This window comes from Brevibacillus sp. NRS-1366 (genome assembly GCF_050467985.1).
Genome location: NZ_JBITPN010000045.1, coordinates 41,955 through 67,781, shown reverse-complemented (window position 1 = coordinate 67,781; position 25,827 = coordinate 41,955). Strand labels below are relative to the sequence as shown.

The window sequence follows — 25,827 nt, the reverse complement described above, 5'->3', positions numbered from 1 at the left end:
TTATGAAAAGAACAGATCATTGACCGTTTTTACTGCCAGAACGACCAGGAACAGCAAAGCCAAGATGGTAATTCCGTTTTTCACTGGCGTATTTTTCAAGTCGCCCATGATTTTTTTATCGTTCGCAAGTAGAAATAGTGCCAGTCCAATCAGCGGTACTACGACAATGGTGATCGGCTGCGTGATCATGATGAGCTGGACAGGGATTTTGCCAAAGACAAGGGCAATGACTCCTCCCAGAACCATCACAGCCATAATAAAGTAGCGAACGAGGTTATTACTTAGCTGACTCCCGAAGCCGAACGCATCTGCGAGCATGACCCCGCCAATCGCTGCGTTTCCTGTGAGCGACGAAAAGGCAGCACCCCATAAGCCAATCATAAAGACGATCATCGCCCAGCTGCCAAACAGCGGTTCCAGTGCCTTCCCCATATCAGTCGCCGCATTTACCTGGATTCCTTGGGGCTTAAGTACGGCTGCTGCACTGATCATTATGAGAGCAGAGATGATTCCGAGCAAAATAATCCCTGTATAGCTTTCTCGCGAGCCCTCTTTGGCATGGATGGCCGTCCAGCCTTTTTCCTGTACGAGATAAGACTGGTACAAAGCACCAACCACCGTAAAGGTTGTCGCCACCAATCCGATGATAAGAATCGCCGATCCGTCTGGAACTTGCGGGACGAGTCCCGAAATAATGCCGCTGAAGCTCGGTCTGATTACGATTACCGTACACAAGAAGGAGAAAAGCATGATCCCTACCAAAACCAGCATGAGCTTTTCCAATATTTTATAAAAATTGCGATAAAACAAGATAGCGATTCCCAGTAAGGTAAAGAGGCTGCCCCATAATTTGGGCGATCCTCCTGTCAAGCTCGAGATCGCCACACCCGCACCGATAACATTCGCTCCCTGGAATGTCGAGGTGACAAGAAAGCATCCCAATCCCATAATGATGGATGCCGCTCTCCCCCATTTTACCCGAATCGTCGTCAAAAGGGACTGATTCGTTGCCATTCCGATTCTGGCACTCATTTCGGTAAAGCACATCATAAAGAGGACCGAAATGACAACCACCCACAATAAGCTGTACCCATACATCGCACCGATTTTGGAGGTTAAGGTGACGCTCCCTGGTCCGACTACCAAGGCAGCCGTAATAATAGCCGGACCGAGAGATTTTACCCACGATGTTGCCTTCTGTTGCTTTTGGACATTCGACTGTAATTGTTCCACGCGAAAGATCCCCTTTCTTAAACCGATGTAGGTTTTCCAGAAAGCCAGCTAGCCAAATGCCGAGCCACAAATGCATCGTCATTCAATGTTGGGTAATCTCGATAAACACGGTCGATTTCCTCCATCTGCCCTGCGGACAGCTCTTCATCCGGATTGAGGCACCAACGTCCTGCAAGCAAGCCTTGCCGCCTGAGGACCTCGTGAATGCCAGGAATGCAGCCTGCAAAGTCGTGAGCCGGATCGAAAAAAGCAGCATTGGCATCCGTAATCGCCTGCCCTTCCTGCAGCAGCTCGAGGATCCCTATTTGCGTTTGTTTTGCCTGCTTCACACGTTCCAAAAGCTCGACTGCCCTTTTTGTCCATACCGCCCAATGACCGAGCAAGCCGCCAACGATGCTTTTCTCGACTGTTTTCCCGTCGATCTGAAAACGGTACGTAGTGAGTAAATCTGCGACGATATTGTCATCATTTCCCGTATAAAGGGCGATCTGGTCAGAACGAGTGGAGCTGCACACCGCTCGTACGACATCGAGTGTCTGATAGCGGTTAAACGGGGCCATTTTGATCGCCACCACCCCGGGAATCTCAGCGAACTCGCGCCAAAAGGAATAGCTGAGGAGTCTTCCCCCGACAGAGGGCTGCAGGTAAAATCCAAAGATCGGAATGACTTTTGCAACCTCTTCCACTCTTTTTAGCAGCTCAGCTTCGGAATAGTCATGAAGTCCTCCCATACTGAGGAGACCTAAATCATATCCGAGCTTTGCAGCCACTTCTGCTTCTTTAATAGCCTGGTTCGTCGGTCCGCAAATGCCAGCTACTTTCAGAAAAGAATCACCCTTGCCCAACTGCTCAATCTCATCAACGGCGAGACGCAACACTGGTTCTAGTAAGTTGATCTCTTTTTCCCGAATCTCAAACTGAGTTGTATGCACTCCAACTGCTACTCCGCCCGCACCGGATGCAACATAATAACGGGTCAAGGCTCTCTGTCTTGCTTCATCCAAGTTCCCCGTTTGATCCAGTGCCAGCGGATGTGCTGGAATGACTGTTCCCTCTATCAGCTTTTGGTGAAGAGCCGTACTTAATTGACGTGCCATCTTAAAATTCCCCCTGTCTTTCTTGGAAGTGCGTAGGCTTATTGCTCGTCTCTCCTCCCGCTGCGACCCATTCTGCTGTCCAATCGATCATCTGACCGAGAGAAACGCGCGGATAGCCCAGCAGCTGGTGTGCCTTGGACGCATTGCTGAGTAACGCCGTATCCTGCTCCTGATTCACGAAAACAGGCTCTACATGAAAGCGCGCGGCGAATTGCTCGGCCAGCCAGCGTACAGAAGTCGTTTCTGGTCCTGTAATATTCAAGAGCTGCGGGGGTGTACTGCATAGCTCCAGTGAGCGAATGGCCATTTCGTTGGCATCTCCCTGCCAGATTACGTTTACTTGCCCCATACTTAGATCGAGTGGACGCCGCTCATATACGGACCTCGCAATCTCTAGCAAAACGCCGTATTTCATATCAATCGCGTAATTCAACCGGAAGTGAAGCATAGGAATATCGTACTTTTGAGAGAAGTAGCTGAAAATCCGTTCTCGCCCCAGGCATGATTGCGCATATTCCCCTACCGGTCCAACGGCCGCATCCTCAGAAGAACCTCCTTTCAGTACAGGTGACAGCGGATAAATATTCCCGGTCGAAAAGGAGACAATCCGTGACTCGCGGAACTTTTCTGCCACTCTTCCGGGCAAATACGTATTCATTGCCCAGGTCAGCGACTCATTGCCGGTTGTGCCAAATTTTTGTCCAGCCATAAAGATGACATTTTTCACGGCAGGAAGGGATTGCAGTTCTTTATCGTTCAATAAATCTACTGCGATCGTCTCGATGCCGGCCTCTTGCAGCTCTGCCTGCAGGGAACCCGCAGAGAAGCGCGAAACTCCGATCACCTTTTTCTCTACACCCGCTTTTTCTATCGCCTTTTTTGCCAGCTTTGCCAGGCTTGGTCCCATCTTTCCACCAACACCTAAAATCATCAGGTCGCCGTCCATCTCTGCCATAGACTGTATCAATTGATCAGAAGGGCGAATCATTTTTTGGTCCAGCTCTTGTATTGTTTTCACACCAATTCCTCCTTATTTGAAATAAACGAATTATTCAAAACTTTATGTCGCTATTTTATGGCGGCACCGGGCTTAGAGACAAGTCTTTTAACTGTCTTTAAATCAGGGGGTGGGTAAAAGCTGCTGGTTACTTGTTGAATCAACAAAAAAAATGCGGATATACCCGCACCTTTTGGTAGCTAGTAACAGTATTATTTAGTACTCTTTTGGACGAGTTGATAAATGGACAAAGTTCGACCGTTCACAGTAAATCTTATTTTCCGCGCAGTACTTCTCTTTCTATGAACGCCTTAAAGTACGCGTCTCCATCATAAACGGCAATTGCGGTTTCAGGTGCCGTATCAGGAATTTCATAGTAAGGTGTGCCGATTGGATATTTATTGGAAAAATTCCCCTTGTACGTATCTATTTCTTCCGAAGAATAGGATTCAACGGAGCCAATCCTTTCCCCAATATTTCCCACCCGCTCTGAAGACAGTTTATAAATGTGGTTATTCCAAACAACAAAAGCATATGCCCATGATGCAGATGACGTGGCAGGGGGTTCTGACTGACTTGTACTTTCCTTTTTCGTAATGAAAAAAAAGCCTGCGAGCAGTACAACGAGAACACTGATCGAAAGAAGTACTCTCAATCCACACACTCTCCTTTATGCATTTGGCAGATTGACTTGTCTTTCTTGTTTCATCTTTCCGATCATTTGTAAAAGTTCTCATTCACCGACTTATATCGGCAGCAATCTTTTTCCTTTTTATTACATCAAAACGTAACATAATAGAAGCCCTCACCGTCTTTAACAAGGGGGGATGTCAATTGAAAAAAACAGGAATGAGAATCTTAACCTGCCTAGGCTTGTGTGTATTATCGATTACTCTCGCGAATGCTCTCCATCGTGCCTTTATTAATGATGATGGCGATCTTATTCACGTGTCTCCTTATGTAACAGAGAACCTGGATATCCTAGAAAATAACAAGCCTCACAAGCTGTATTTGCAAGTAAGCACCAACCAAAAAACGCTTACTGACCGCTTTTTGCTTACAGAAAACACCGATGAGATCGAGCAGCTGGTTTCTGATATACAATGGACATGGGTAACGAATCTCAAAGAAATTCCCGACGATGATACGGTTTACGAATTAAGCTTCTCCGATATCAATGGAGAATTGATATATCCGCTCCTCTACTACCCGCAATCCGACACACTTGTTTTTGTGGGAAGACAAAATAAGGTTAGTATGCAATCCAGCGATAAGTTGAAAAAAATGCTAGCCGAGCATCTGGATACAAAATAAAGAGAGCACCCTTACTTTTCAGTAGGTCGGATGAAATAGACGCATCTTGCTGCACCTTTTGCCACACATTCCGTCCGCTCTACGCTTGCACTGAGCAGTGTCCGATACCCGCTTAACTCTCTTTCACAGATCATCTCATACCGATTGGCAATTTTAAAATACGGACAATTATGCTGCTTCATTACCAATACCTCGTCGCTTTGCTGCTCCCATTCAGTCATAAAGCCATTCGCATCTTGAATGCTCGCAAGCTCTGCCACTTTATCACGAAGCTGCTTTCCTTCCATGCTGGCCGCGTTTTTCTCGATAAATCTCTCTTGTTGTCTTTTGAAAAAATCAAAGAGCCTGTCTTCGCCCTCTTCCAACACCATATGATCGAGCAGATCCATTGCCAATTGGCCGTAATCACTCGGAAATTGCTCATTCCCTAGCTGTGTCAACGAGTAATAGTGCATGGGTCTGCCTGGTTGATGGCGACCCAGTTTGTACTGAACATATCCGTCTTTTTCTAAATGGACCATTTGTCGACTGACAGCAACCTTTGTTAATCCAAGCTTGTTCTGTAAATCTTTTGTGCTCATTTGACCGCTTGTTTTCAGCAGCAAAAGGATATAATCACGCGTTGATAATCGCCGGTTCATCCCGTTTATTCACTCCCTGCAGTGCTTCGCTTTCTATGTAGAAACCTCTCCCAGTTCCATTACACGCAATTTTATTAAACATTTTAGTTGAATATGTATTTATTATTGTATTATACTGTTTGTGAAAAGTCGAGGAACCATTTTCCAAAAAGGGCGGGTGAGGTTATGAAACAAGTCATTTCCTGTCTACGCGAACGTGGAATTGATGTGGCCTGCAATGTCCCATTAGCCGATCATACTACATGGAAAATAGGGGGACCGGCTGATTTATTGATTACCCCGAACACAAAAGTGGAACTGATGGAAATCATTAACATCCTGGTCAACCATGGTGCTTTTTGGATGGTGATTGGGAAAGGTTCCAACCTTTTGGTCACTGACAAAGGCTTTCGAGGTGCCGTGATCAAATTAAACCAGGCGTTGGATTACGCTCGCTTCGAGGGGAACATGATTCATGCAGGTGCGGCTTATTCCTTGATCAAACTGGCTGCGATGGCCAGCAAGCACGGACTCAGTGGACTGGAGTTCGCTGGTGGAATACCCGGGACGGTTGGCGGTGCTGTTTACATGAATGCCGGTGCAAGTGGCTCTGATATTTCCCGTATTTTCCATTCCGCCGAAGTGATACATGAGACTGGTGAGGTACGCATGTTGTACGCGGATGAGCTACAGTTTGCCTACAGACACTCCTCCCTGCAAAATCATCGTGGTGTTGTCACTGAAGCGAGCTTCCAGCTTGCTTCCCAGGACAGCGAGAGCATCAGACAGCTTTTGAATCAACATAAAGAAGCGCGTCTAAAGACTCAGCCTTTGCCCTTCGATTGTGCTGGCAGCGTTTTTCGTAATCCCCCCGGTCATTACGCGGCCAGGTTAATCGAACAAGCAGGGCTAAAAGGCACTCGCCATGGCGGCGCGGAAGTCTCGACCAAGCATGCCAACTTCATCATGAACACCGGCCAAGCAACTGCATCCGATGTTCTCGCTTTGATCAGCCGCATCCAAGAAGAAGTGCATTCTCAGTTTGGCGTCCACCTCGTCCCTGAAGTCATAATAGTTGGGGAGCAGTAAGTCATTACGAAAAGGAGGTCTTCCTGCATGATCCAAATCAGTGAAGCTGCCGTTTCACGAATCAAAGAAATGATGGCAGCAGAAAAGGCATCTGAACCATTCTTCGTGCGTTTTGGTGTAAAAAACGGCGGTTGTTCCGGCCTAACGTATGGTCTCGGCTTTGATACCAGCTACCAGGACAGCGACACCATTATAGAATTGGATGGGGTCAAATTAGCTGTCAATGGAGAAAGCTACCCGTATGTTGACGGCGTGGAGATTGACTATATCGAAACAGGTATGATGGGTGGTTTCAGCATTCAAAATCCAAATGCAAAAGCGACTTGCGGCTGTGGAAGCAGCTTCCGTACCGCTTTAGACCGTGGAAAAAAGGAAAAGTGCGATTAGTCCTTGAAGGCTCCCGCCACCTTCTCTTGTGCGTAGAGGTGGGGGATTCAAACGTTCCAAGTCGTCTAGGAGACGAGGATACGTTTCGGATGCTTCAAGCACCCATTATCCCTTGCTGAACGAATCAGATCAGGACTACCTTTCTGGTTTATGTATTTGCGTAGGATGTTCAGACTTCCGTTGATATCGGCATTTACTCGCAAGCCGGTATTCGTTACGAAAAGTCCGCGATGGATTCGCCTTTTCGGTTCGTACGTTTTCTTGGAAATCTTCTCTTCGTCCAGCGCTGAGCAACCACTGGTGAAGGCTTCATTCTGTTTCCTTACGCGGATGCTCAAGAGTTGTGCCTTATATGTGATGAGGTCAACTAATCGTGCATGCGGAATCTAAACAAACGACTTGACAGGGTTTTCTTGTTTGATGTCTTTCATATCGCCTATTACGATGGTATGGCACTGATGCTTGATGGCGAGATCCACAATTTTCCGACTCGCTTGATGTAAAAAATTGTGGATGTAGCGGTTCCTCTTCCCTTGCAGAGAACGAATCCGGTGCGTACGAACAAATCCCTCGCTCTTTCCGGTTTGTTTCATCGCAATCGAAGTAAGGCGAGCGATCTCTTTGTTGTAGTAGCTGTTTTTGCTCTTTAGTGGCTTCCCGTTGATCAGATAACTGTCTTCACCTTCCAAGAACGTGAGTGTGGCCAAATTATTAACCCCAAGGTCAATGGACATAATGTTGTTAAAGTGTTCCGGGAGTTCTTGTTCCTCTTTTTTGTAAATGAACACCATTTCCCATGTACGAAAGACTTGCCGCCATTGAAAGCGAATTTGTTGCAGGGTGGTTACGTCAACGGGCATGTTGTCAGGATCGATGACAACATCCAAACTGTCAACCTGATGACGTTCCTGCATCTTCTTCGCAAGCGACAACTTCAGCAAGTTCCCTTGTATACGAATGGCAAGATTGGTGAAAATGATTTCGTTTTTGCGATGCAAAATATGCTTATACGAAGGAGGTTGGGGCGTACCTTTGTATTTATGGGGGTTCTTCTTATAGTCCTTGCTGGAAGCAAAGAAACTCTTCCAATTTTGTTCTACCATTTTCAAACAGTGTTGATAAGTATGAGAGTGGAGGTACTCCCGGTGCCAATTGGACCTGAGTTCTTTTTCCAGTTTTATGTAGGAACGAAATCCCTCTTCCCGACAAAGGTGGTTGGCGATGTTATAGAGCTTGGTTGTATGGAAGGACAAATCCTCCAAAAGTAAGCGCTGTTTCTCGCTGATTCGTGGAATCCATTTATAGACCAGTTTCATTTTCGTATCACCTCCTTATTCCTCATTTTACCACACGATAGGAAACGTATGTTCTAGAAGCAAAAAAACGCATTCATCTCACCACCTATAGAGGTGGGAGTCTTCTATGGTTAAATAGATAAAAAAAGAGGGGGAAAATTTCCCCCTATTTCCAGTCCTCGTGCTTTGTTTCGATGGAAAGCTCCTCCACGTACTTGCGGCTCATTGTTTTCCGCTTTTTGCGGTTCTCTTTCGTTTCAAACACGATGTCCATATCGTAGCTGTCCGGATACAATTCCTTTTTTTCGATGTGCAAGACGAGACGTTTTTTATTGATCTTGTATTTCTGGTTTTGAATCATAACTCCGACGTTCCCTTTTGAATCCTCAGTTGCAAATACAATTCCTGTTCTGCCCAAATATGAAACGAAGACACAATCCCCTACTTCGAATGCTTTCTCTTTCTTTGGTGCCCTTTCTTCTGTGGCGGACTCCTCATCAGCTGCTTCTTTTTCCTTTAAGGGATCTGCGGCAGCCCCTTTTTGAAGCTCGGCGGCAGTCTTTTCCTGTTCGGACAACTGATTTTCCGGAGTTTTTTTGGTTTCCTGAGTTTCCTGAGCATCCTGGTTCTCTGGGCTTTCGTAATCGTCTCGTTCTTCCTCACTCTCTAGGCTTTCATTCGTGTTCAAACCCTGCGGCTTGTCGGTACCAACACCACGTGCTGTAATCTCCCTTGACCTCTGAATGATTTCAGCCGGAATCCCCAGCTTCAGTGCGATCAAAAATGCGTAGCTCTGTCCTGCTTCCCCTATACGCAAGCGGTACAAAGGTTGAAGAGTATCCGCGTCGAATTCCATCCGAGCATTTTGAAACCCGGGTGTAACAGAGGCGAAATTTTTGATTTCGTTGAAGTGCGTCGTCGCAATAACAGTCGCGCCTCTTTTTTGCAGTTCTTCCAAAATCGCGATGGATAAGCCGACGCCTTCACCTGGATCTGTACCGGAAGCCATTTCGTCGATTAGGACGAGCGTTGAATCGTTCGTAACTTTTAAGATGTCGATGACATTGTGAACATGGGCTGAAAAGGTACTGAGAGCATGCTCAATACTTTGTCCATCACCGATATCCGCAGCAATATTGGTAAATATGGAAAACATGCTTCCTTCCTGTACCGGTACCAGCAGTCCTGACTGCACCATGACCGTTAACAGACCAACCGTTTTTAACGTAAGGGTTTTACCGCCCGTATTGGGGCCGGTAATTACCAACGATTTGTATTTTCGCCCGATCGTAAAGTTCAGCGGTACCATTTGCTTGCCAAGCAGTGGATGCCTCGCCTCCCGCAAGTCTACGATCCCCTCCTCATTGATTTGCACATTGGATGCAGCCAGAGCAAGTGCATATTTGGCTTTGGCAAAAAGAAAGTCGTAGGCACCTACTGTCTCCACATTCATTTGAAACTCATGGGTGAACTCCTCAGCCAATGCAGATAATTGTATGAGAACTTTGGTTACTTCTCGCTCTTCCTCAGATTTAAGCGCGGTCAGCTCAAACTGCAGCGTACTGACTTCTGTTGGCTCCATATAGACCGTTTGGCCGCTCGCGGATTCGTCCAGCACCATGCCGTTTACTTGCTTCCGGTACTCTTTTTTGACGGGAAGGACGTAGCGCCCATTACGCGTGCTGAGCATGTTCTCCTGCAGGATCGAGCGATATTTGCTCATCAGTGAATCTAGCTTGTTTTTCAAGCGTTCCTCAAAAACAGCGATACGCTTTCTCGTCTTCAGTAAGTCTTTGCTGGCCGTATCGACGACCTGCCCATGGCGAATGCACAGCTCGATTTCCGACTTCAGTTTAGTCATCGTGTGCATGGATGACGCATAGGTGCTGACACGCGGTGCAATATCTGCTTTGGCTGCCATGTATTTCATTAGTTGTGTGCAGCTCGTCAAAAATTGGGAGATATGCGTAAAGTCTTTTTCACTGAACACATAGCCTGTTCCCAAAAGCGAAACGATCTGCTCGATTCCTTCCAGCGAAGGGATGGGCACACTGGCCCCGTACTGGATCAAGGACTTCGCTTCAGCTGTCTCATCCAATTTTTTTCGCAGGACTTTGCTTGAGGTCATAGGCATCATTTTTTCCACATGCTTTTTCCCTACGTACGAAATCGTGTGCCCCATCAGTGTTTCTTTGATCTTGTCGTATTCCAGTCGTTGCAATGCTTTTTCATTCATCTCAGATCTCTCCTTTTGTAAATAAAAAAAGGGCGGAGAATGAACAAATGTCATTCTCCGCCCTTTTTGGAATACCTAAAAAAAGCCCCTACAAAAAAATCCGCGCTGAAAAACAGCACGGATGTGGGTGCAATGATAGGTATATACCTAAGGCATTGTATGATATCCGTTGTTCTTAACTAATTCCAAGGCCATAAATAAACCATCACAAATAAACTTTGCTTACCCAGCAAAATTTCGAATGATTCATCCAATAACCTTCTGTATGGAATTGCTTTAGTTAAGAACTACCGCCGACATCAACATCTCTCCTTAGATAAGGTTAATCACACTATAGCTTACAGGATATGGGACCGTCAAGATAAAAGGATGCCTTACCTGAAAAAGTACAAGCTATCGCGTTTGGAAATCGGCAAATCCGTAGCCATAGAACTGCATGATCGCAGCGCAAAACCCTTCCTGATTGCAAGAATATCATTCGTTCACCACGAAGAAAGCAGAGTAATAGTTGGCTCACTCAGATTTCAAATCATGAATCGGAATGGTCAAATGTACAGAGGTACCCCACTTGAACTTACTGCGGATGAGTAGCCCGTATTGTTCACCGAAGGTCAGCTTTAACCTCCTGTGGGTATTAAAAAGCCCGATATGTTTGGTTTGTTCGATACTGGCGTTTAGATTGTCCCGAATGACCCTCAGTCTTTCTCGTGTCATTCCGTTCCCGTTATCCGTAACAGAAATGTGCAAAGAGGATTGAATCACTTTCATTTTGATTTTAATAACTCCAAAGCTGTTCTTCTCCTTGATTCCGTGATAGAGACTGTTCTCAAGTAAGGGCTGCAGGAACAGTTTCATCACACTGTTTTGCTGGATATTATCCTCAATACTCCAGATTACATCAAAGGTATCCTTGTACCTGACCTTTTGGATATCAATATAACTGATCGTATAAGTGATTTCTTCCTGTAGTGTAACCAATTTGTTCTCACCACTCAGTGAAAATCGGAGGATATCAGAAAGGTTTTCTATCATTTGATTTAATGAATTGAGTCCTCCGGTAAGACTTGCAGCCTTCCAGTAAATCGTTCCAAGGGTATTAAACAAAAAGTGCGGGTTTAATTGGGACTGCAATGCGGTAAATTCCATCGCTTTCATTCTATATTTTTGTTCCGACAGCTGAACTTTTAGATAATTTTGTTCGATAAAATTCTTCAGGATACTTTGAATGATGTAGCTGTAAACATCTTTTCCCCGCCGAGGGAGTGGAGATAACGGGAGGCCTTTTTCGGCTGATTGAAGGAGAGAGATGATGGTTTTGATGTTATCGTACCCCTTCTTGCTTAATTGATAGGCTAATGCAGTGCCTCCCAATAACGAGATGATCAGCAACCCTAAGGCTATCATGCTTAGCTGGGTTGGTAATTCATAAAGAGATGCCTTCGGGATAATGGAAAAGAAACGCCAGCCATATTTCTCAGAACTTAGCATGGAGACAATATAAGAATCGTCCCCCAGTTCCAAAGGAAAAAAGGATGAGTGACGGGACAAGAGCTCTCTGACATCTAGCTTCAAGTAATTCTCAACATTATTTCTAAAGATGACTTCCTCGTTTTTGTCAATAATGAGCAAGCTTTGGTCTTTCAATATGGAGAATCCGGCCAGATAATTCTGAATGTAATCGCGCTTTATATTGAAAACAATGACGCCGTCATCATTATCGGAGATCGATATTTTTTTGTACATGCTAATAAATTTTAAGTAGGTAGATCGATTGTCCAATTCATACCTGCGAACCGTCCTGGGTTCCGTCCAGACCAACGCTTTTTCACCTTTCTGGTGTAAAAAGGTATCAAACCAGGATCTGTCATAAAATTCATCTAGCTCAACAAGGCGGCCATCAGTCGAGGTGAACAGACGATGTTTGTCATTTTTCAGGTAAAGGTAAACGGATTCGATATAAGGTCTAGCGACAGCAGGGGAATCAATGAATTGTTTAAGTGCGTTCAATCGAGCGTAGTCATCCGCTTCCAACACGTTTTTTTGAAAGATTCTCTTATGCGGGACATCAATGACACGGGCGACAGCGTGCATATTCAACGAATCTAGTTCGTCGAAGAACATGGTGATATTTTCTTCCGTTTGTTTCAGTAAGTTGCTGTTGTTCCGGTTGATTTCTTCTTTCACGTACTGCTGAATGATAATACTGGACAGTACTCCGAGAACTAGCAACGGGATTAACATGGGAATTAAAAAGGTTGCCAGGCTTCTGACGAAAAATGCGCGATGCATGCTTTTATTAAACATAGGACACCCTTTATTCCTGGTTTCTGTATTCCCTGGGGCTTTTGCCCGTGTATTTCCGGAACATCCGCGTGAAATTCTTGGCGTTGCTGTAACCTACCATCTCACTGATTTCATACGTTTTGCTGTTGCGGTCCGCCAACAATTCCTTTGCTTTTTCCATTTTTACACGGATGACATAATCCGAGAAATTTTCACTGGTTTTTTGTTTAAAGTATTTGCTCAGATAATGCTGATTCAAGTGGACAAATTTTGCAGTACCCTCAAGCGTTGCGTCTCGATAGTTTTGCTCGATATAGCGTTTGATTCTAGAGATTAACGTTTCGAAAACAGGGCCTTCTTCTTTCTCACTCGTAAGCTGACTTGCGCTGAGATCCTTTTTTTGGTCAAGTTCCTCTTTCAGTCCCTTGAAGACATTTTCCAGCTCGTGAAATTTGGGCGGTTTTAGAATATAGTTTTTCACCCCGAAAGTCAGCGCCTGCTGGGCGTATTCGAACTCCCGATAACCGCTAAGAAACACGATCTTGATGTGTGAATGCCGCAATTCTCTAGCTACATCAATTCCACTCAAAATTGGCATTTTAATATCACATAGGATGACATCAATCTCATTTGTAAGAACGATGTCCAAAATCTCTTTTCCGTTTTCGGCCTGTTTGACGGCTTCAAACCCGACCTGATTCCATGGGAAGAAGCGGGTTAGGCCATTCCTGAATTCATATTCGTCATCTGCAATTAACAGTTTATACATGTTCCCGCCCCCTTCGTTCACATCAAACTACTAAAAGTAGTATAGCACATTGCTTGATAATTCCATTACTTTTGAATATTCCGCATGGTCCCCCATATAAAACGATGAAAATGGAAACGTCAGACAAAAGATTGCTTCCGGATGTAGACATGACAACATACCAAAAAATGATACCAAATACCAAGAATTGTACCTATTACAGAATGGTTATTTGTTATTAAATTGGAGCATAAACGGAATTTTCAGATTAACGAACCGCAAACTGTACATTTAAAGGGGGTAAAGTCAGAATGAAACGTTTGGCAATTGGTTTGCTGTCCGTACTCATGCTAACAGCTGTTGCCTGTTCCAAGCAGGCACCGACGCAAGGAGAGGCTGGGCAGCAGTCGGAAGCATCGCAACAAAAGCTGGTGATTTCTATCCCGGCTGAACCGGGACCGCTCGATCCGGCTGTGTCCATGGACAATACCGCATGGAAGCTGACATACAGCTCGTATGAACGCTTGATCGAGTACAATGGCGAAAAGACTGATTTGGTGCCAGGGTTGGCCAAGGAGTGGAAGGTAAGTCCCGACTTCATGGTGTATACCTTCACGCTGGAGCCAGGACACAAGTTTACGGACGGCACGGAAGTAAATGCAGACGCGGTCAAGTTCACGTTCGATCGCCTTCTGAAAGTAGAAAAAGGACCGTCCGATGCCTTCAAAAAGATCAAGGAAATTAAAGTAATCGATCCGTATACGGTCGAGTTCCAGTTGAAGGAGCCAAATCCGCTATTATTGCCCCGTTTCGCAGGCAACTATGGATCCATCGTAAATCCTAAAGTGATGGAGCATGAAAAAGATGGTGATCTCGCGCAGGCATGGCTCTCGTCCAACACAGCCGGCAGCGGCGTGTATCAACTGGCTGAATATAAAAAAGGCCAGTACTACAAGTATACGCCGAATCCACATGCCAAAGAAAAGCCGGCGATCGGAACCGTTTACTTCCAAATCAACTCCGATGTATCCGCTGCTCGCCTGAAGTTGACAAAAGGTGAAATAGACATTGCTGAGGGGATTCCGGTTGAACAACTGCTAGAGCTGGAAAAGGATAACAATATAAATCTGGTAAAGGTGCCGTCGCTGTTGGTGGATTACGTCTACATGAACATCGGAAAAGGACATGAGGCGCTGAAGGACAAGAAGGTGCGCCAAGCGATCAGCTACGGAATCAACTATCAGGCGATCATCAAAAATATACAGAAAGATACGGTTATCCAATTGCGTGGACCAGTCCCGGAAGGCTTGTGGGGGCATGACGCAAACGCCAAGATGTACAATTATGATGTAGACAAAGCTAAACAATTGATGAGTGAATCCGGCAAGACCGGCTTAGAATTGACGCTGCTCTACTCCGCTACGACGCCGATTTGGGAACCGCTAGCTCTGGCGCTACAAAACGATTTATCTCAGATCGGGATCACAGTCAAGCTGAACAAGGTGGCGTACGCTACCATGCGGGAAATGCTAGACAAGGGCGAGTTTGACCTGAGCCTGGGAATGTGGACTCCTGATACAGCGGATCCTTGGGAGTTCATGACCCCGTGGTTTGATTCTGATAGCTGGGGATTGTCCGGCAACCGTTCTTTTTATAAAAACGACGAAGTGGACAAAATGCTGCGCGAAGCTGCATCCATCCAAGACAAGGAAAAGCGCCTGAAGCTGTATCAGGAGGTATCCAAAATCGTCAATGAAGACGCCGTTTATGCCTACCTGGATCAACGCCAGTTCCTGTTGCCAATCTCTAAAAAGGTGAAAGGGTTCAAGTACAACCCCATGCTTGACGGTATTTACAACCTGGAAAATATGTCAATCAGCGAGTAACGAGGGGAATGTGATGAAACGATGTGGGCAATAATACGGAACCGCTTGCTCATGCTGGTGCTTGTCATCTTCGGCGTCTCATGCATTACTTTTCTAATGTCCAACGTCATTCCGGGCGACCCCGCCCGGATGATTGTTGGAGTAAAGGCGTCTGAAGAAACCTACCAGCGAGTGCGCGAGCAAATGGGATTGAACGATCCGCTTTATATGCAATATCTGAATTATGTGAAAGGCTTGCTGACCGGTGACTTGGGGACATCACTGCGAACGCAGCAGCCAGTGCTGGATGATTTGATTACCTATTTCCCTGCTACTATGGAACTTGTCTTATTTACCTTTGTAGTTGCCATCATTTTGGGAGTGGCAATCGGGGTGTTAACCGCTGTCAAATCCAATACCGTGTGGGATTATGTCGGACGGATATTTTCGATCAGTGGCGCCTCCCTCCCTGTTTTCTGGAGTGGATTGATGGTCATTATTCTGTTTTATGGGGTTCTGGGATGGTTACCGGCATCGGAACGAATTGATCTGTTTGTCGACGCTCCGCCTACCATTACGGGTCTTTATACGGTAGACAGCCTGCTCAGCGGAAATATGAAAGCGTTTTACAATGCCGTGCTTCATTTGGTTTTACCAGTCACCATCCTGGCGTTTGCCCATCTTTCGACCATCTCCAGGCAAATTCGCGCCTCCATGCTGGAGGTTTTGCAGCAGGACTACATCAAGACGGCGCGAGCCAACGGCCTCACCTCTGGTTTATTAATCTTCCGCTATGCCCTGCGTAATGCGCTGATGCCGACAGTGACAGTAGTCGGGTTGTCCATTGGTTCCTTATTGGGGGGAGCTGTTGTGACGGAAACCATTTTTAACTGGCCAGGCCTAGGCAAATATGTGGTGGATTCCATCGCCAACCTGGATTTCCCTGCAATCATGGGCTTTACTATTATGATTGCGATCGGATATGTCCTGATCAATCTGATTGTTGATCTTCTCTATATGGCGCTGGACCCGCAAATTCGTGAATAAGGAGCGACCGCATGGAAACACCTCAAACAGTAGCCACTTCCCACGCGGCAGCGTTTTCGTCGCGCACACCCGGTACTGCTCATATTTTTTGGAGCCGCTTTCGGCGAAATCCGCTTACGCTTGTTGGGGGGGTAATCTTCCTTCTGTTCGTACTCATCGCCCTCCTTGCTCCAATACTAAGTCCCTATGACCCAGAGCAGGTTCAGATGAGTCTAGCGTTAAAGGCGCCGTCAACCGATCACTGGTTTGGTACGGACGAGGTTGGGCGTGATCTTTTTTCCCGTGTCGTGTACGGCACCCGCCTATCGCTTGGCATGGGCATCTCGATCATTCTGATATCCGGTTTGATCGGGATATTGCTTGGCGCGGTGGCGGGGTATCGTGGCGGTACATTCGGACAAATTATCATGCGAATCATGGACGTTATTCTCGCGTTTCCTACATTAATTCTGGCCATGGCGCTCGCAGCGGCGCTTGGTCCTAGCCTTTTGAACGCCATCCTGGCAATTGTGATCGTCAAGATTCCGGCATTCGTTCGTCTCGCCAGGAGTGAGACGCTGGTGGTCAAGGAGAAATTGTTTGTAAAGGCTGCTCAGACGTTTGGACTTTCTGACAATTGGATTATCATCCGTCATATCATCCCAAACATCATTACACCCGTTATTATTCAAATGACGCTAGATCTGGGAGATGCGATCTTGATGGTGGCAACGTTAGGATTCCTAGGATTGGGCGTACAACCTCCGACTCCCGAGTGGGGGTCCATCATCAATACCGGATGGAAGTATTTCCTGGATCAATGGTGGTACCCTACCTTCCCCGGAATCGCCATCTTTCTGGTAACGATCAGCTTTAACATTTTAGGTGACGGGCTTCGCGATATGCTGGACCCCAAATCAGCTAGGTAGGTGGTACACTATGTTGTTAGAAATAACCGATTTATCCGTTTCCTTCCAATCCATCTATGGGACCATTCCCGTGCTTGATCGCGTATCACTTGCGATTCAACCGGGAGAAACCATCGGAATTGTTGGTGAATCCGGGTCGGGAAAATCGGTGACGGCCCAATCGGTTCTCCGGCTGCTTGACCGAAATGCTGTTTACACCGGCGGAAGCATTCGCTATCGTGGTCAGGAAATTCTTTCGCTGAAGGAAAAGGAAATTCAGGTATTACGAGGCAAGAAAATCGGCATGGTTTTTCAAGAACCAATGACCGCATTGAACCCGACCATGCGCATCGGCAAACAGCTCGCTAACGTAATACGCAAGCATCGGGGCGTCACCCCTGCAGTAGCGGAGCGTTTGGCTGTGGAGGCACTGGCAGCAGTTCAAATGAAGGACCCAGAGAAGACCTTTCGGCAATATCCGCACGAACTGAGCGGAGGGATGAGACAGCGGGTGGTCATTGCATTGGCCATGTCGTCTCCACCGGAGCTGTTGATCGCGGATGAACCCACTACTGCGCTAGATGTTACCGTTCAGGCTGAGATCCTCAAATTGATGAAGGATTTAAGTACCGAAACAGGCACGAGCATCATGCTGATTACCCACGATATCGGCGTGGTTGCCAATATGTGCGACCGGGTGTATGTCATGTATGGGGGAACGGTTGTCGAGTCAGGGAAAACACAAAATGTGCTGTTTCACTCTAATCATCCCTACACCCGCGCATTGATTGAGGCGATGCCCGAGGGGAAAGAGAAAAGCCAGCCGTTAAAGGTAATCGCAGGAGAATCATTCAACGCAAGAAAACGACCGTTGGGCTGTGTTTATCAGGATCGCTGTCCCATCCGTTCCTCGCGTTGCAACCAGAAACCGCCTGTCATCACGAGCGCTTCCGGTCACCAAAGCGCCTGCTGGGAGGTGAACATCGCCAATGCTGTCAGTCACTGAGCTGGGAAAAACGTTCGGGGCAGCCACCGCGGTGAACCAAGTGACGTTCCATATCCAAAAGAGAGAAACGTACGGACTCGTCGGGGAGTCAGGATCAGGGAAAAGCACGATTGTGAACATGATTTGCGGGCTATTGGAGCCTACTACAGGGCACATTTCCTTCCGAGATCAGGAGCTGTGGAAGAAAGGCCGTTACAATCGCCCCAGGCCGGGTAGTGTGCAGGTAGTATTTCAAGACCCTCAATCATCGTTGGACGTCCGGATGAACATCCGTCAGATCATCACCGAACCGCTGCGTGCCCTCCCAAAAGAAGAATGGAAGCGAAAATCGTCCGATGAATACCTTGGTACGCTGGTACGTCGTGTTGGCATGCACCCAGACCATCTCTCCCGTTACCCGCATGAATTTTCAGGCGGACAGCGTCAACGGATTGCCATTGCCCGAGCCATCATTACCGAGCCGGAATTCATCATTCTCGACGAGCCAACGTCTGCACTCGACATCTCCATTCAGGCGCAAATCCTGAATTTGCTCAAATCACTTCAACAAGAGCGTGGGCTTACCTACTTGTTTATCTCTCATGATATGTCCGTCATCCGCTATATGTGTGATCGGATTGGCGTGCTCTACCACGGCAGTCTTGTCGAGGAAAATGAAACGGAGGCACTTTTCATTCAGCCGCAGGAGACGTATACGCAGCGACTTTTATCTAGTCTTCCAAAAATGAACAAGGAGAGAGGTAACTTATGACACACGTAATTGATGGTCATTTTGACCTTTTGCTGGATGTCGCAGTTCAAAGAGAACAGGGTAAAAGAAAAGTAATAGAGACAGAGTATTTGCCGGATTTTCTGGCTGGCGGGGTGCAGACCGTTGTCGCTGCTATATTTATTGACAGTCAATTTTTGCCGGAGATGGGTATGAGAAAAGCGCTTCAGCAAATCAGTGCTCTGCATGCTGAAGCGAGTGAATCCCCTGACAAAATCATGATTTGCAAGAACCTCGATGATATCCAAACTGCGAGAGATACGGGAAAAGTGGGTTTTATTTTGTCTCTTGAAGGGGCAGAACCTATCTCTAACGATTTAAGCATGATTCGTGTTTTTTACGAGCTGGGCGTTCGTTTTATGGGCTTGGTTTGGAGCAGACGCAATTTCGTTGGAGACGGAAGCCATTTTACCCCGACGCGTGAAGGGAGAAAGGGCGGGCTCACTGATTTTGGCGTGCAAGTAGTCGAAGAGTCGGAAGCGCTGGGAATGATCATCGATGTGAGTCACTTAAACGACGAGGGCTTTTGGGATGTCATGGCGTTCGCTAAAAAGCCGATTATTGCCTCCCACTCCAATTGCAGATCCATCGTTGGCTCCATGCGTAACCTCACGGATGAGCAGATTAAGGCCATCGCTTCCACCAACGGAGTTATCGGCATGAATGGTGTAAACTTCTTCGTAGCAGATACGGATGAAGAGTCAGACTTGGACCATCTTATCGACCATGTGGATCATATCGCCAGACTGGTGGGGGTAGAGCATGTCGGTCTAGGACTTGATATTATTGAACCGTTTCGAAAATACGAATCTCCAGAGAGTTTGGCAAAGTTGCCCCGCCAGGATTTTGACGTTGTAAAAGGACATTCCAAGATACCTGAACTAATCCACGCTCTCACGAGAAGAGGGTATAAGGATGCAGCCATTGAAGGAATTTTGAGCAAAAACTTCATGAGAGTGTACAAGGAAGTCTGGAAATAGGATTGGTCGTAATATAAATGAGCACCCTTACCCATTAACGGAATAAGTAATACACCATCAAGAAGTACCGCCAACAAATGCGGATTTTGTACGCTAAGCCCTGTTTGCTCAATTGTTGAACGAAAGAAGCGAGTTGAATAGCATAACAAAGCCCACTAAGTACTTGTGGGTTTTGTTATGCAAAAACACTTTATTATTGATTGGACTTCTCCGCCGCTGGTAAATCCACTTCATAATACGCGTAGGCGTATACACCGGGCACTCCAGGGCCAATTACCCACCACATTGTGGCATGGCTATATTCTGTTTCGGTATCACCTAAACGCCAACCATTCCCCATTACATGGGTTGCTACATCTGCAGATAATGGATCTGCATCGCAAACGTGTTTCGCATGTTCCCCCCGTGACGTGCTGATCGGACACTGATTCACCAAAGCAATGATCCTCGGTAGCCCCCTGTCCAAACCTCCTTTTTTATACAATTACACCTTCTTTTATGGTATCTTTTAATGAGTTGCTTACATACATGGATTCCTGTTTTACATAGCTCGAAAGGAGCATAGCTTGTGAACCATAATGATCCGAATAAATTAATCCTGTCGGTTTCATTAACTTTTTCATTTCAGGATACAGGTAGGCTTTATTCGTGACAAACATCATTACACTGCTTCTAATCGTCAGCTCTCATGCTAAAACAGTAGCGCTATTGAATTAAGGGTATGTGGGTAAGAAAATTCGGTCAACAGAGAGGGATTTTCGTGAAATCGTGGTCAAAAGAACAGAAAATTCTTATTGCGATTGCTCCTGTTCTCGTTCTCTCGCAAGTCTTCCTTTTTCAGCTTTTGGTTCATCTATTCGGAGATACCTGGGGCTATTTGCTCGGATATGTCTTCTATTGGTTGGCTTGGTGTATACCCATATCGATCCTGTTTCTCAAGAGAAAACGTACCGACTTGTGGAAATTCCCGCGAAGAGTCCCCTCTAAATGAGCGCATGGCTTCACCCTTGCTTTTGTTGCGCTGCCCTTATTCTCTACCGGAATTGCGGTGTTTGCCCAATATGCCCCCCTCGCAAGCTGGACAGTCATTTTTCTCGCCCTATTATTTGCTCTGATAAATGCGCCGCTGGAAGAGCTTTTATGGCGGGGCGTATTTCCTGATCATTTTCCGCATCATCCAGTGCTTGGGTTTCTTTACCCTACGATTTGTTTTGGACTGTGGCATTTTGCCCCTGCTTTGGCCAAGGACTCGGGAATGGACGGTGGACTCCTCAGCTTTGCAGGCGGCGCTTTCTTTATGGGGAGCTTATGGGGTTGGTATGCGTATCGTTACAAAACCATACTTCCAACCACGGTGTCCCATGTATTCACGAACTTTTTTGCGTTTACTGGTTTCCTCTATGTCAATTGGTTTTCATGATTTGAATGAAGAGTTGCTGTCCTGAATTGTGACAATTTGAAAGTTCGTGAGGGAAGGCAGACTCAGAGTATCATCATATTTAAAGAACAAAGAAGGGGAATGAATGATTGATGCCGACTGCCAAGCTCCAACTGATTCTGGATGAAATAGATAAAGCTCGCTCCATACGTCAATCTGACGAAGCTGGTTCTCAGCACTTGCTTGAAATGGCAAGACAAGGTCTCATCGAGCTCGCGAACGAACATCCGGAACATGCCAAAATCATGTATGAATGTGCGTCCGTTCACGATAGGCTCGGTCTTGAAAGTGAGGCTGTTCCTTTTTATGAGACAGCAATTGCTTTAGGTACACTAGAGAAGGAAGAGCTTCGCGGAGCGTATCTGGGGTTAGGCAGTACATACCGTTGTATCGGAGAGTTTGAAAAATCCATTTCTTTATTAGCTGAGGGAATCAAGCTCTACCCCGATGACCATTCCTTGCGCGTGTTTTTGGCTTTGGCAAAATATAGTGCCAACGATTTCGAAGGATCGGTGCAGCTTCTTCTGGATAGCTTGGTGGAGACTTCTTCTAGCGAACATATCCAACTGTACAGCCGTGCGATCCGTTACTATCGTGACCACTTGAATCAGACCTGGTAGAACCATTGCAAAAGGAGCAGTCCGGCACTTGATTTATGTCAGTTGTAGTTGCAACATTCTAGTTAGTGCCAATTACATAAAATGTTATAATATCCCTGTTAGAACAACCAAAGGAGTTGATCTCATGTCTAAAGAAACGTGGACAGCAGTCGATCGTTACTTTACCGATATGCTCGTGCCCCATGATCCCGCCCTTGACGCAGCTCTGCAGGATAACGCGGGAGCTGGCCTACCCCCGATAGACGTTGCTCCTAATCAAGGAAAGCTGCTGCATCTATTAGCGCAAATCCAAGGCGCTCGCACCATTCTCGAAATCGGGACTCTGGGCGGCTACAGCACGATTTGGCTCGCACGGGCACTTCCTGCAGACGGTCGTTTAATCACACTGGAGGCTGATCCAAAGCATGCGGAAGTCGCCCGTAAAAATATCGCCCGCGCCGGTCTGGATCACATCGTAGAAATTCGACTCGGGCAAGCCCTCGACTCCCTGGCGCAACTGGATGAAGAAGGTCACGGTCCCTTTGACTTATTTTTCATTGACGCAGACAAGCAAAGCAATCCGGATTACTTCCAGTGGGCACTCAATCACTCCCGCAAAGGCAGTCTGATCATTACAGACAACGTCGTACGCAACGGCAAAGTTGTCGATGAAACAAGCACCGATCCTAGCATCATCGGAGTCCGTCGCTTCACCGAGCTCGTCGCGAGTGAGCCGCGTGTAAGTGCGACAGCCCTTCAAACAGTGGGAAGCAAGGGCTACGACGGCTTCGCCATTGCAGTAGTCACAGAGGACAAGTGATCCAACTACAACAAAAACCCGTCTCCGCTTAACCATTGGGGACGGGTTTGCTTAAACCAAACGATGCTGTTCAGGTTGAGAGTTGAAAAATTAAGTGCTGGAACTTCATCCTGCGCTGAGCATTCTTTTATGTGTTCTGTTTTTCCTGCTCATCGCTGCTGAAGATACTTTAAACTCTTTTCCATGACTTCTTTAAATGGCGGAGCAATAATTTCCCTCGACCATACTCCAACAGAAGAGTCAGATTTCGGATCATCAACAACGACGTAAACCAATAGCTTCGGTTGATCACTTGGCGCAAATCCAATAAAGGAAACCATGTATTTTCCATCCATAATCTTTCCTTTCTGATCGTACTTCTGTGCGAGTCCCGAGTTCCCAGCTACGGGATATTCTTCCATGGAAAATGCTTTAGCAGATCCAACCCTGCTATTCACAACTTCTTCCAAAATATCTCGAACCTGTACGGCCGTTTCCTCTGAGATGACTTGTCGGATCTGGTAAGCATGATTCTCATCCACTCCCGCTGTCTTGGTCATATGTGGTTTCAACAGCTTGCCACCATTGGCAACGGCTCCGACAGCAGCTACTTGTTGAATCGCTGATGCAGAACCACCCTGTCCTATAGTAGCCAGCGCTACTTCGCGCGGATGGTCCATAGTGGGTATTTTTCCAGCCTCTTCATAAGAAAGCCCGATGTCCGTCTTTTGCCCAAAGCCAAATCGCTCAAAATATTCCTGGAGCAAATCCTTCTTTAAACGCTCTACGCCGAGTTTCGCAAATACGACATTGGAGGAGCGCTGGATACCCTCTAAAAATGGAATCTTGCCCCAGCCTATGCCATTATTGTGGTCATTGATCGGGTTTCCCGGGATGTCCTTGTACGTTCCGGAATCGTAGACTTCTCTGGGATTAAACTTTCCCTCTTGGACAGCTGCCGCCAGAGTCACGATTCGAAACGCTGCAACAGGATCAGGTATCGCTCTCCCTACTTCCGCCAGACTGTCAGCTGAAGCCTGCTTCCCCCGACTTGCCATCCCCAGAATTTCGCCGGTATTTGGATCTGATACGATTATAGTCATACTTTCAGGGTGATAGGCAGCATCGGTCTTGTTTAACGCTTCTTCCACATAAGATTGAATTTGTCGATCGATCGTTAAGACAGCGTCTTTGTTTTCTTTAGTTCCCGCTGCGTTTGACTTTTGGTTCTCCTCTGTGTTCATACGTTGTACGCTTGGTTCAGATGAGGATAGCGAGGGAGGAATCAACTGATAGGTAATAAACAGAAAAGCAAAAGAAGCGGCTATGCCTCCGATCACCTTTCGATGCGCTTTTCGCCGTTTCATCCGTGTGAGCAGCTCCTTTTCTTGCCGGATATGTCGGGCAATATCACGTTGTTTGTCCTCCTCCATCCGCAGTGATGGAAACGAATGAAGCAGCGTGCTTATCTCTTTTTCTTCAGAAGATGGCGTCATGTAGATTGACCTCCCTGCCACTATTGGCCATTTGTTTTTGGAGTTCCTTTATGGCTCGATGCAGCGTCGTACTTACTTTTGCTTCGCTCCATCCCAAGACTTCTGCTGTCTCTTCTGTAGAAATCCCCTCTATCAAGCGTAGAATAAGAACTTCTCGATACGTCCTTTTGAGCTGATTCATGGCTTGATAAACTTCTTGCAATTGTTCCTTCAACACCAATGCTTTTTCAGGTGTACGCTCTTTGGAAATGAGAAGTCCAAGGACGGTTTCTGGAAACAAGTCCATCATTTTTTGCTTTCTTCTATAATCAATCGCTGCATGACGCGCGATCGTAAGAAGCCATGTCTTGGGCTGTGCTCTACCTTCATAACCTGCTAAGGCTCTTAGTGCCTTCGTAAATACTTCCTGGACTAAATCCTCGACATCTCTTCGTCCCGTAAAATATGCGAGGTAATTGTAAATATCGTTGCCGTATTGATGAAACCATCGCTCTATTCGGTCATCTGAATCCATTGGTACGCTCCTTTTTTGACTTTGTATCTTATTAGACGCAAAAAAGAGATTTGCTTACAGTTTTATTCCATAAAAAAAATACTGTCCCAGCCTGAGCTTTTCTCTCTGGGGACAGCACTGAGTAGATGAAGTAACTATCCTATGTGTGACAAAGGAGGTGTCCGTGTGAAAGTGATTCTCCGTTTAGGTACCTACCTAGCTTTTACTATCTTGGTCAGCTATTTCATAACCATTTTGTCAAATTACGAATATGTATTGTTTGAGCAATCAAGGATGAATTTCGAGCGTTTTCCCCATTTGCTCTATCTTTCTCTCTACCCGATCCTGATCGGTTTGCTCTTTGCTCTTCCTCATTTGCTTAGGGAAGGGAAGGAAACAGGAAGCTGGAAATATGACTGGGTAAAAAGCGTAGCGATTGGGTTGCCCGCTCTTTTTGGAACGACTGTCATCTTGCTTTACTTTTCTCCTGTTGGGAATTCTCTACCACCGTTTCTTACGTATGTTCTGGTTCATGCAAAAGAATTCACTATCATCAGTGGGATTGTTTTTGGGTATACCGTCCTTACTTGTTTATCGAAATCAACTGACAAGTAACCTGAGTAGTAAATTTATTATGTATGGATGGTATCATGCGTGATAGAGTTTGGAAATTTCGGCGGCCGAAAAAAAATCCCCACGCGCCGTAAAGCGAGTGGGGTTACGTAAGGGGTAGTACGTAAATAAAATACGTGAATACTATTATAGTAGTCGATGAGAAGGTACTTTACTACAAGCATATGTAGGTATTTTTACCTATAGATGGAATACGGCAAATAATTACGATGCTCAGTAGGTTCCTTTCTTTTTTAAATCATTCAGTAATTCAATCATACGTTCGTTCTGATCAATTTGAGTGATAATGTTTTTATTCAGTTTTCGAATGGCATCAAATATGGACAAGATGCCTGCCAACAGTAATAATCCAACCAATAGTTCCATAAAAGATCCTTCACCTCCAGGTTGCGGGTAGATATCATCATGGTCGTACCAACTCTTCTTCTGGCTACATGGTTCACTAGATAAATCCTTGGCTGTACTAAGAAAAAACGATTCTCTCCGCAAATCCTGCGAAAAGAATCGTGCTGCACT

At 46.2% G+C, this 25,827-nt stretch carries 27 protein-coding genes; 13 read left to right on the top strand and 14 right to left on the bottom strand.

Going from position 1 to position 25,827, the window contains the following annotated elements:
- The 4 genes from ACIFQN_RS27945 to ACIFQN_RS27930 form a co-directional block, all read right to left on the bottom strand.
- The gene (locus ACIFQN_RS27945) at positions 1-1,233 is read right to left on the bottom strand and encodes an Nramp family divalent metal transporter (protein WP_429836314.1); all 1,233 of its coding nucleotides are present in this window, start codon (positions 1,231-1,233) and stop codon (positions 1-3) included.
- Positions 1,234-1,250: 17 nt separating this feature from the next.
- On the bottom strand, positions 1,251-2,330 hold the full coding sequence (locus tag ACIFQN_RS27940) for a dihydrodipicolinate synthase family protein (protein WP_429836313.1): 1,080 nt from the start codon (positions 2,328-2,330) through the stop codon (positions 1,251-1,253).
- A 1-nt stretch (position 2,331) separates the two neighbouring features.
- Complete coding sequence (locus tag ACIFQN_RS27935) at positions 2,332-3,348, bottom strand: NAD-dependent epimerase/dehydratase family protein (RefSeq protein WP_429836312.1); 1,017 nt, start codon at positions 3,346-3,348, stop codon at positions 2,332-2,334.
- 253 nt (positions 3,349-3,601) lie between these two features.
- Positions 3,602-3,982 carry a hypothetical protein gene (locus tag ACIFQN_RS27930; RefSeq protein WP_429836311.1) on the bottom strand — a complete coding sequence of 127 codons (381 nt, stop codon included), beginning with the start codon at positions 3,980-3,982 and terminating at the stop codon, positions 3,602-3,604.
- A gap of 179 nt (positions 3,983-4,161) precedes the next feature.
- On the opposite strand from ACIFQN_RS27930, the gene ACIFQN_RS27925 reads away from it, so the two are divergent.
- Positions 4,162-4,641, top strand: a complete 480-nt coding sequence (locus tag ACIFQN_RS27925) for a hypothetical protein (RefSeq protein WP_429836310.1) — start codon at positions 4,162-4,164, stop codon at positions 4,639-4,641.
- Positions 4,642-4,652: 11 nt separating this feature from the next.
- Here ACIFQN_RS27925 and ACIFQN_RS27920 read toward each other — a convergent pair whose 3' ends face one another.
- Positions 4,653-5,282: a helix-turn-helix transcriptional regulator gene (locus ACIFQN_RS27920; RefSeq protein ID WP_429836309.1), complete on the bottom strand. Its 630-nt coding sequence runs from the start codon at positions 5,280-5,282 to the stop codon at positions 4,653-4,655.
- 165 nt (positions 5,283-5,447) lie between these two features.
- Between ACIFQN_RS27920 and murB the strand changes: the two genes are divergently transcribed.
- The gene (gene murB, locus ACIFQN_RS27915; protein WP_429836308.1) at positions 5,448-6,350 is read left to right on the top strand and encodes a UDP-N-acetylmuramate dehydrogenase; all 903 of its coding nucleotides are present in this window, start codon (positions 5,448-5,450) and stop codon (positions 6,348-6,350) included.
- A 27-nt stretch (positions 6,351-6,377) separates the two neighbouring features.
- The gene (locus ACIFQN_RS27910) at positions 6,378-6,737 is read left to right on the top strand and encodes a HesB/IscA family protein (RefSeq protein WP_429836307.1); all 360 of its coding nucleotides are present in this window, start codon (positions 6,378-6,380) and stop codon (positions 6,735-6,737) included.
- Positions 6,738-6,802: 65 nt separating this feature from the next.
- Here the strand turns inward: ACIFQN_RS27910 and ACIFQN_RS27905 are convergent, their stop codons facing one another.
- The 5 genes from ACIFQN_RS27905 to ACIFQN_RS27885 form a co-directional block, all read right to left on the bottom strand.
- Positions 6,803-7,123, bottom strand: coding sequence for a zinc ribbon domain-containing protein (locus ACIFQN_RS27905; protein WP_429836364.1), 321 nt, complete (start codon positions 7,121-7,123; stop codon positions 6,803-6,805).
- The gene (locus tag ACIFQN_RS27900) at positions 7,124-8,053 is read right to left on the bottom strand and encodes an RNA-guided endonuclease InsQ/TnpB family protein (protein WP_429836306.1); all 930 of its coding nucleotides are present in this window, start codon (positions 8,051-8,053) and stop codon (positions 7,124-7,126) included. It abuts the gene before it with no gap.
- Between the two features lie 145 nt (positions 8,054-8,198).
- Positions 8,199-10,268 carry an endonuclease MutS2 gene (locus ACIFQN_RS27895; protein ID WP_429836305.1) on the bottom strand — a complete coding sequence of 690 codons (2,070 nt, stop codon included), beginning with the start codon at positions 10,266-10,268 and terminating at the stop codon, positions 8,199-8,201.
- 513 nt (positions 10,269-10,781) lie between these two features.
- A complete protein-coding gene (locus ACIFQN_RS27890) occupies positions 10,782-12,572 on the bottom strand; it encodes a sensor histidine kinase (protein WP_429836304.1) in 1,791 nt (596 codons plus the stop codon).
- A 10-nt stretch (positions 12,573-12,582) separates the two neighbouring features.
- The gene (locus tag ACIFQN_RS27885) at positions 12,583-13,320 is read right to left on the bottom strand and encodes a response regulator transcription factor (protein WP_429836303.1); all 738 of its coding nucleotides are present in this window, start codon (positions 13,318-13,320) and stop codon (positions 12,583-12,585) included.
- Positions 13,321-13,610: 290 nt separating this feature from the next.
- Here ACIFQN_RS27885 and ACIFQN_RS27880 point away from each other — a divergent pair, with 290 nt between their 5' ends.
- The 6 genes from ACIFQN_RS27880 to ACIFQN_RS27855 are packed head-to-tail and all read left to right on the top strand — an operon-like array spanning position 13,611 to position 19,853.
- Positions 13,611-15,185 (top strand): ABC transporter substrate-binding protein, encoded by a 1,575-nt coding sequence (locus ACIFQN_RS27880; protein ID WP_429836302.1) that lies wholly within the window; start codon positions 13,611-13,613, stop codon positions 15,183-15,185.
- Between the two features lie 21 nt (positions 15,186-15,206).
- A complete protein-coding gene (locus ACIFQN_RS27875; protein ID WP_429836301.1) occupies positions 15,207-16,211 on the top strand; it encodes an ABC transporter permease in 1,005 nt (334 codons plus the stop codon).
- Positions 16,212-16,222: 11 nt separating this feature from the next.
- The gene (locus ACIFQN_RS27870) at positions 16,223-17,119 is read left to right on the top strand and encodes an ABC transporter permease subunit (RefSeq protein WP_429836300.1); all 897 of its coding nucleotides are present in this window, start codon (positions 16,223-16,225) and stop codon (positions 17,117-17,119) included.
- Between the two features lie 10 nt (positions 17,120-17,129).
- Positions 17,130-18,104, top strand: a complete 975-nt coding sequence (locus ACIFQN_RS27865) for an ABC transporter ATP-binding protein (protein ID WP_429836299.1) — start codon at positions 17,130-17,132, stop codon at positions 18,102-18,104.
- Positions 18,088-18,855, top strand: coding sequence for an ABC transporter ATP-binding protein (locus ACIFQN_RS27860; RefSeq protein WP_429836298.1), 768 nt, complete (start codon positions 18,088-18,090; stop codon positions 18,853-18,855). The genes ACIFQN_RS27865 and ACIFQN_RS27860 overlap by 17 nt, the downstream gene beginning before the upstream one ends.
- Positions 18,852-19,853 (top strand): dipeptidase, encoded by a 1,002-nt coding sequence (locus tag ACIFQN_RS27855; RefSeq protein ID WP_429836297.1) that lies wholly within the window; start codon positions 18,852-18,854, stop codon positions 19,851-19,853. The genes ACIFQN_RS27860 and ACIFQN_RS27855 overlap by 4 nt, the downstream gene beginning before the upstream one ends.
- Before the next feature lie 193 nt (positions 19,854-20,046).
- On the opposite strand, the gene ACIFQN_RS27850 is transcribed toward ACIFQN_RS27855, so the two are convergent.
- Complete coding sequence (locus ACIFQN_RS27850; RefSeq protein ID WP_429836296.1) at positions 20,047-20,319, bottom strand: hypothetical protein; 273 nt, start codon at positions 20,317-20,319, stop codon at positions 20,047-20,049.
- A gap of 582 nt (positions 20,320-20,901) precedes the next feature.
- Here ACIFQN_RS27850 and ACIFQN_RS27845 point away from each other — a divergent pair.
- The 3 genes from ACIFQN_RS27845 to ACIFQN_RS27835 all read left to right on the top strand — a co-directional run bounded on the left by ACIFQN_RS27845 (position 20,902) and on the right by ACIFQN_RS27835 (position 22,710).
- Positions 20,902-21,273 (top strand): CPBP family intramembrane glutamic endopeptidase, encoded by a 372-nt coding sequence (locus ACIFQN_RS27845; RefSeq protein WP_429836295.1) that lies wholly within the window; start codon positions 20,902-20,904, stop codon positions 21,271-21,273.
- A gap of 206 nt (positions 21,274-21,479) precedes the next feature.
- Complete coding sequence (locus tag ACIFQN_RS27840; protein ID WP_429836363.1) at positions 21,480-21,911, top strand: tetratricopeptide repeat protein; 432 nt, start codon at positions 21,480-21,482, stop codon at positions 21,909-21,911.
- A gap of 124 nt (positions 21,912-22,035) precedes the next feature.
- Positions 22,036-22,710: an O-methyltransferase gene (locus ACIFQN_RS27835; RefSeq protein WP_429836294.1), complete on the top strand. Its 675-nt coding sequence runs from the start codon at positions 22,036-22,038 to the stop codon at positions 22,708-22,710.
- Between the two features lie 149 nt (positions 22,711-22,859).
- On the opposite strand, the gene ACIFQN_RS27830 is transcribed toward ACIFQN_RS27835, so the two are convergent.
- Together ACIFQN_RS27830 and ACIFQN_RS27825 are read right to left on the bottom strand one after the other, a co-directional pair.
- Positions 22,860-24,185 (bottom strand): peptidoglycan D,D-transpeptidase FtsI family protein, encoded by a 1,326-nt coding sequence (locus ACIFQN_RS27830; RefSeq protein ID WP_429836293.1) that lies wholly within the window; start codon positions 24,183-24,185, stop codon positions 22,860-22,862.
- Positions 24,169-24,699, bottom strand: coding sequence for an RNA polymerase sigma factor (locus tag ACIFQN_RS27825; protein ID WP_429836292.1), 531 nt, complete (start codon positions 24,697-24,699; stop codon positions 24,169-24,171). Before ACIFQN_RS27825 ends, ACIFQN_RS27830 begins: the two co-directional genes overlap by 17 nt.
- A gap of 165 nt (positions 24,700-24,864) precedes the next feature.
- Here ACIFQN_RS27825 and ACIFQN_RS27820 point away from each other — a divergent pair, with 165 nt between their 5' ends.
- Positions 24,865-25,293 (top strand): hypothetical protein, encoded by a 429-nt coding sequence (locus tag ACIFQN_RS27820; protein ID WP_429836291.1) that lies wholly within the window; start codon positions 24,865-24,867, stop codon positions 25,291-25,293.
- Between the two features lie 231 nt (positions 25,294-25,524).
- Here ACIFQN_RS27820 and ACIFQN_RS27815 read toward each other — a convergent pair whose 3' ends face one another.
- Complete coding sequence (locus ACIFQN_RS27815; protein WP_429836290.1) at positions 25,525-25,677, bottom strand: hypothetical protein; 153 nt, start codon at positions 25,675-25,677, stop codon at positions 25,525-25,527.
- Positions 25,678-25,827 lie beyond the last annotated feature (150 nt).

Excerpts from the sequence above, each read along its gene's own strand:
- ACIFQN_RS27940 (WP_429836313.1), bottom strand. The coding sequence starts at position 2,330 with ATGGCACGTCAATTAAGTACGGCTCTTCACCAAAAGCTGATAGAGGGA.
- ACIFQN_RS27920 (WP_429836309.1), bottom strand. The coding sequence starts at position 5,282 with ATGAACCGGCGATTATCAACGCGTGATTATATCCTTTTGCTGCTGAAA.
- murB (WP_429836308.1), top strand. The coding sequence starts at position 5,448 with ATGAAACAAGTCATTTCCTGTCTACGCGAACGTGGAATTGATGTGGCC.
- ACIFQN_RS27910 (WP_429836307.1), top strand. The coding sequence starts at position 6,378 with ATGATCCAAATCAGTGAAGCTGCCGTTTCACGAATCAAAGAAATGATG.
- ACIFQN_RS27900 (WP_429836306.1), bottom strand. The coding sequence starts at position 8,053 with ATGAAACTGGTCTATAAATGGATTCCACGAATCAGCGAGAAACAGCGC.
- ACIFQN_RS27895 (WP_429836305.1), bottom strand. The coding sequence starts at position 10,268 with ATGAATGAAAAAGCATTGCAACGACTGGAATACGACAAGATCAAAGAA.
- ACIFQN_RS27890 (WP_429836304.1), bottom strand. The coding sequence starts at position 12,572 with ATGTTTAATAAAAGCATGCATCGCGCATTTTTCGTCAGAAGCCTGGCA.
- ACIFQN_RS27885 (WP_429836303.1), bottom strand. The coding sequence starts at position 13,320 with ATGTATAAACTGTTAATTGCAGATGACGAATATGAATTCAGGAATGGC.
- ACIFQN_RS27880 (WP_429836302.1), top strand. The coding sequence starts at position 13,611 with ATGAAACGTTTGGCAATTGGTTTGCTGTCCGTACTCATGCTAACAGCT.
- ACIFQN_RS27875 (WP_429836301.1), top strand. The coding sequence starts at position 15,207 with ATGTGGGCAATAATACGGAACCGCTTGCTCATGCTGGTGCTTGTCATC.
- ACIFQN_RS27870 (WP_429836300.1), top strand. The coding sequence starts at position 16,223 with ATGGAAACACCTCAAACAGTAGCCACTTCCCACGCGGCAGCGTTTTCG.
- ACIFQN_RS27865 (WP_429836299.1), top strand. The coding sequence starts at position 17,130 with ATGTTGTTAGAAATAACCGATTTATCCGTTTCCTTCCAATCCATCTAT.
- ACIFQN_RS27860 (WP_429836298.1), top strand. The coding sequence starts at position 18,088 with ATGCTGTCAGTCACTGAGCTGGGAAAAACGTTCGGGGCAGCCACCGCG.
- ACIFQN_RS27855 (WP_429836297.1), top strand. The coding sequence starts at position 18,852 with ATGACACACGTAATTGATGGTCATTTTGACCTTTTGCTGGATGTCGCA.
- ACIFQN_RS27840 (WP_429836363.1), top strand. The coding sequence starts at position 21,480 with ATGGCAAGACAAGGTCTCATCGAGCTCGCGAACGAACATCCGGAACAT.
- ACIFQN_RS27835 (WP_429836294.1), top strand. The coding sequence starts at position 22,036 with ATGTCTAAAGAAACGTGGACAGCAGTCGATCGTTACTTTACCGATATG.
- ACIFQN_RS27830 (WP_429836293.1), bottom strand. The coding sequence starts at position 24,185 with ATGACGCCATCTTCTGAAGAAAAAGAGATAAGCACGCTGCTTCATTCG.
- ACIFQN_RS27825 (WP_429836292.1), bottom strand. The coding sequence starts at position 24,699 with ATGGATTCAGATGACCGAATAGAGCGATGGTTTCATCAATACGGCAAC.
- ACIFQN_RS27815 (WP_429836290.1), bottom strand. The coding sequence starts at position 25,677 with ATGGAACTATTGGTTGGATTATTACTGTTGGCAGGCATCTTGTCCATA.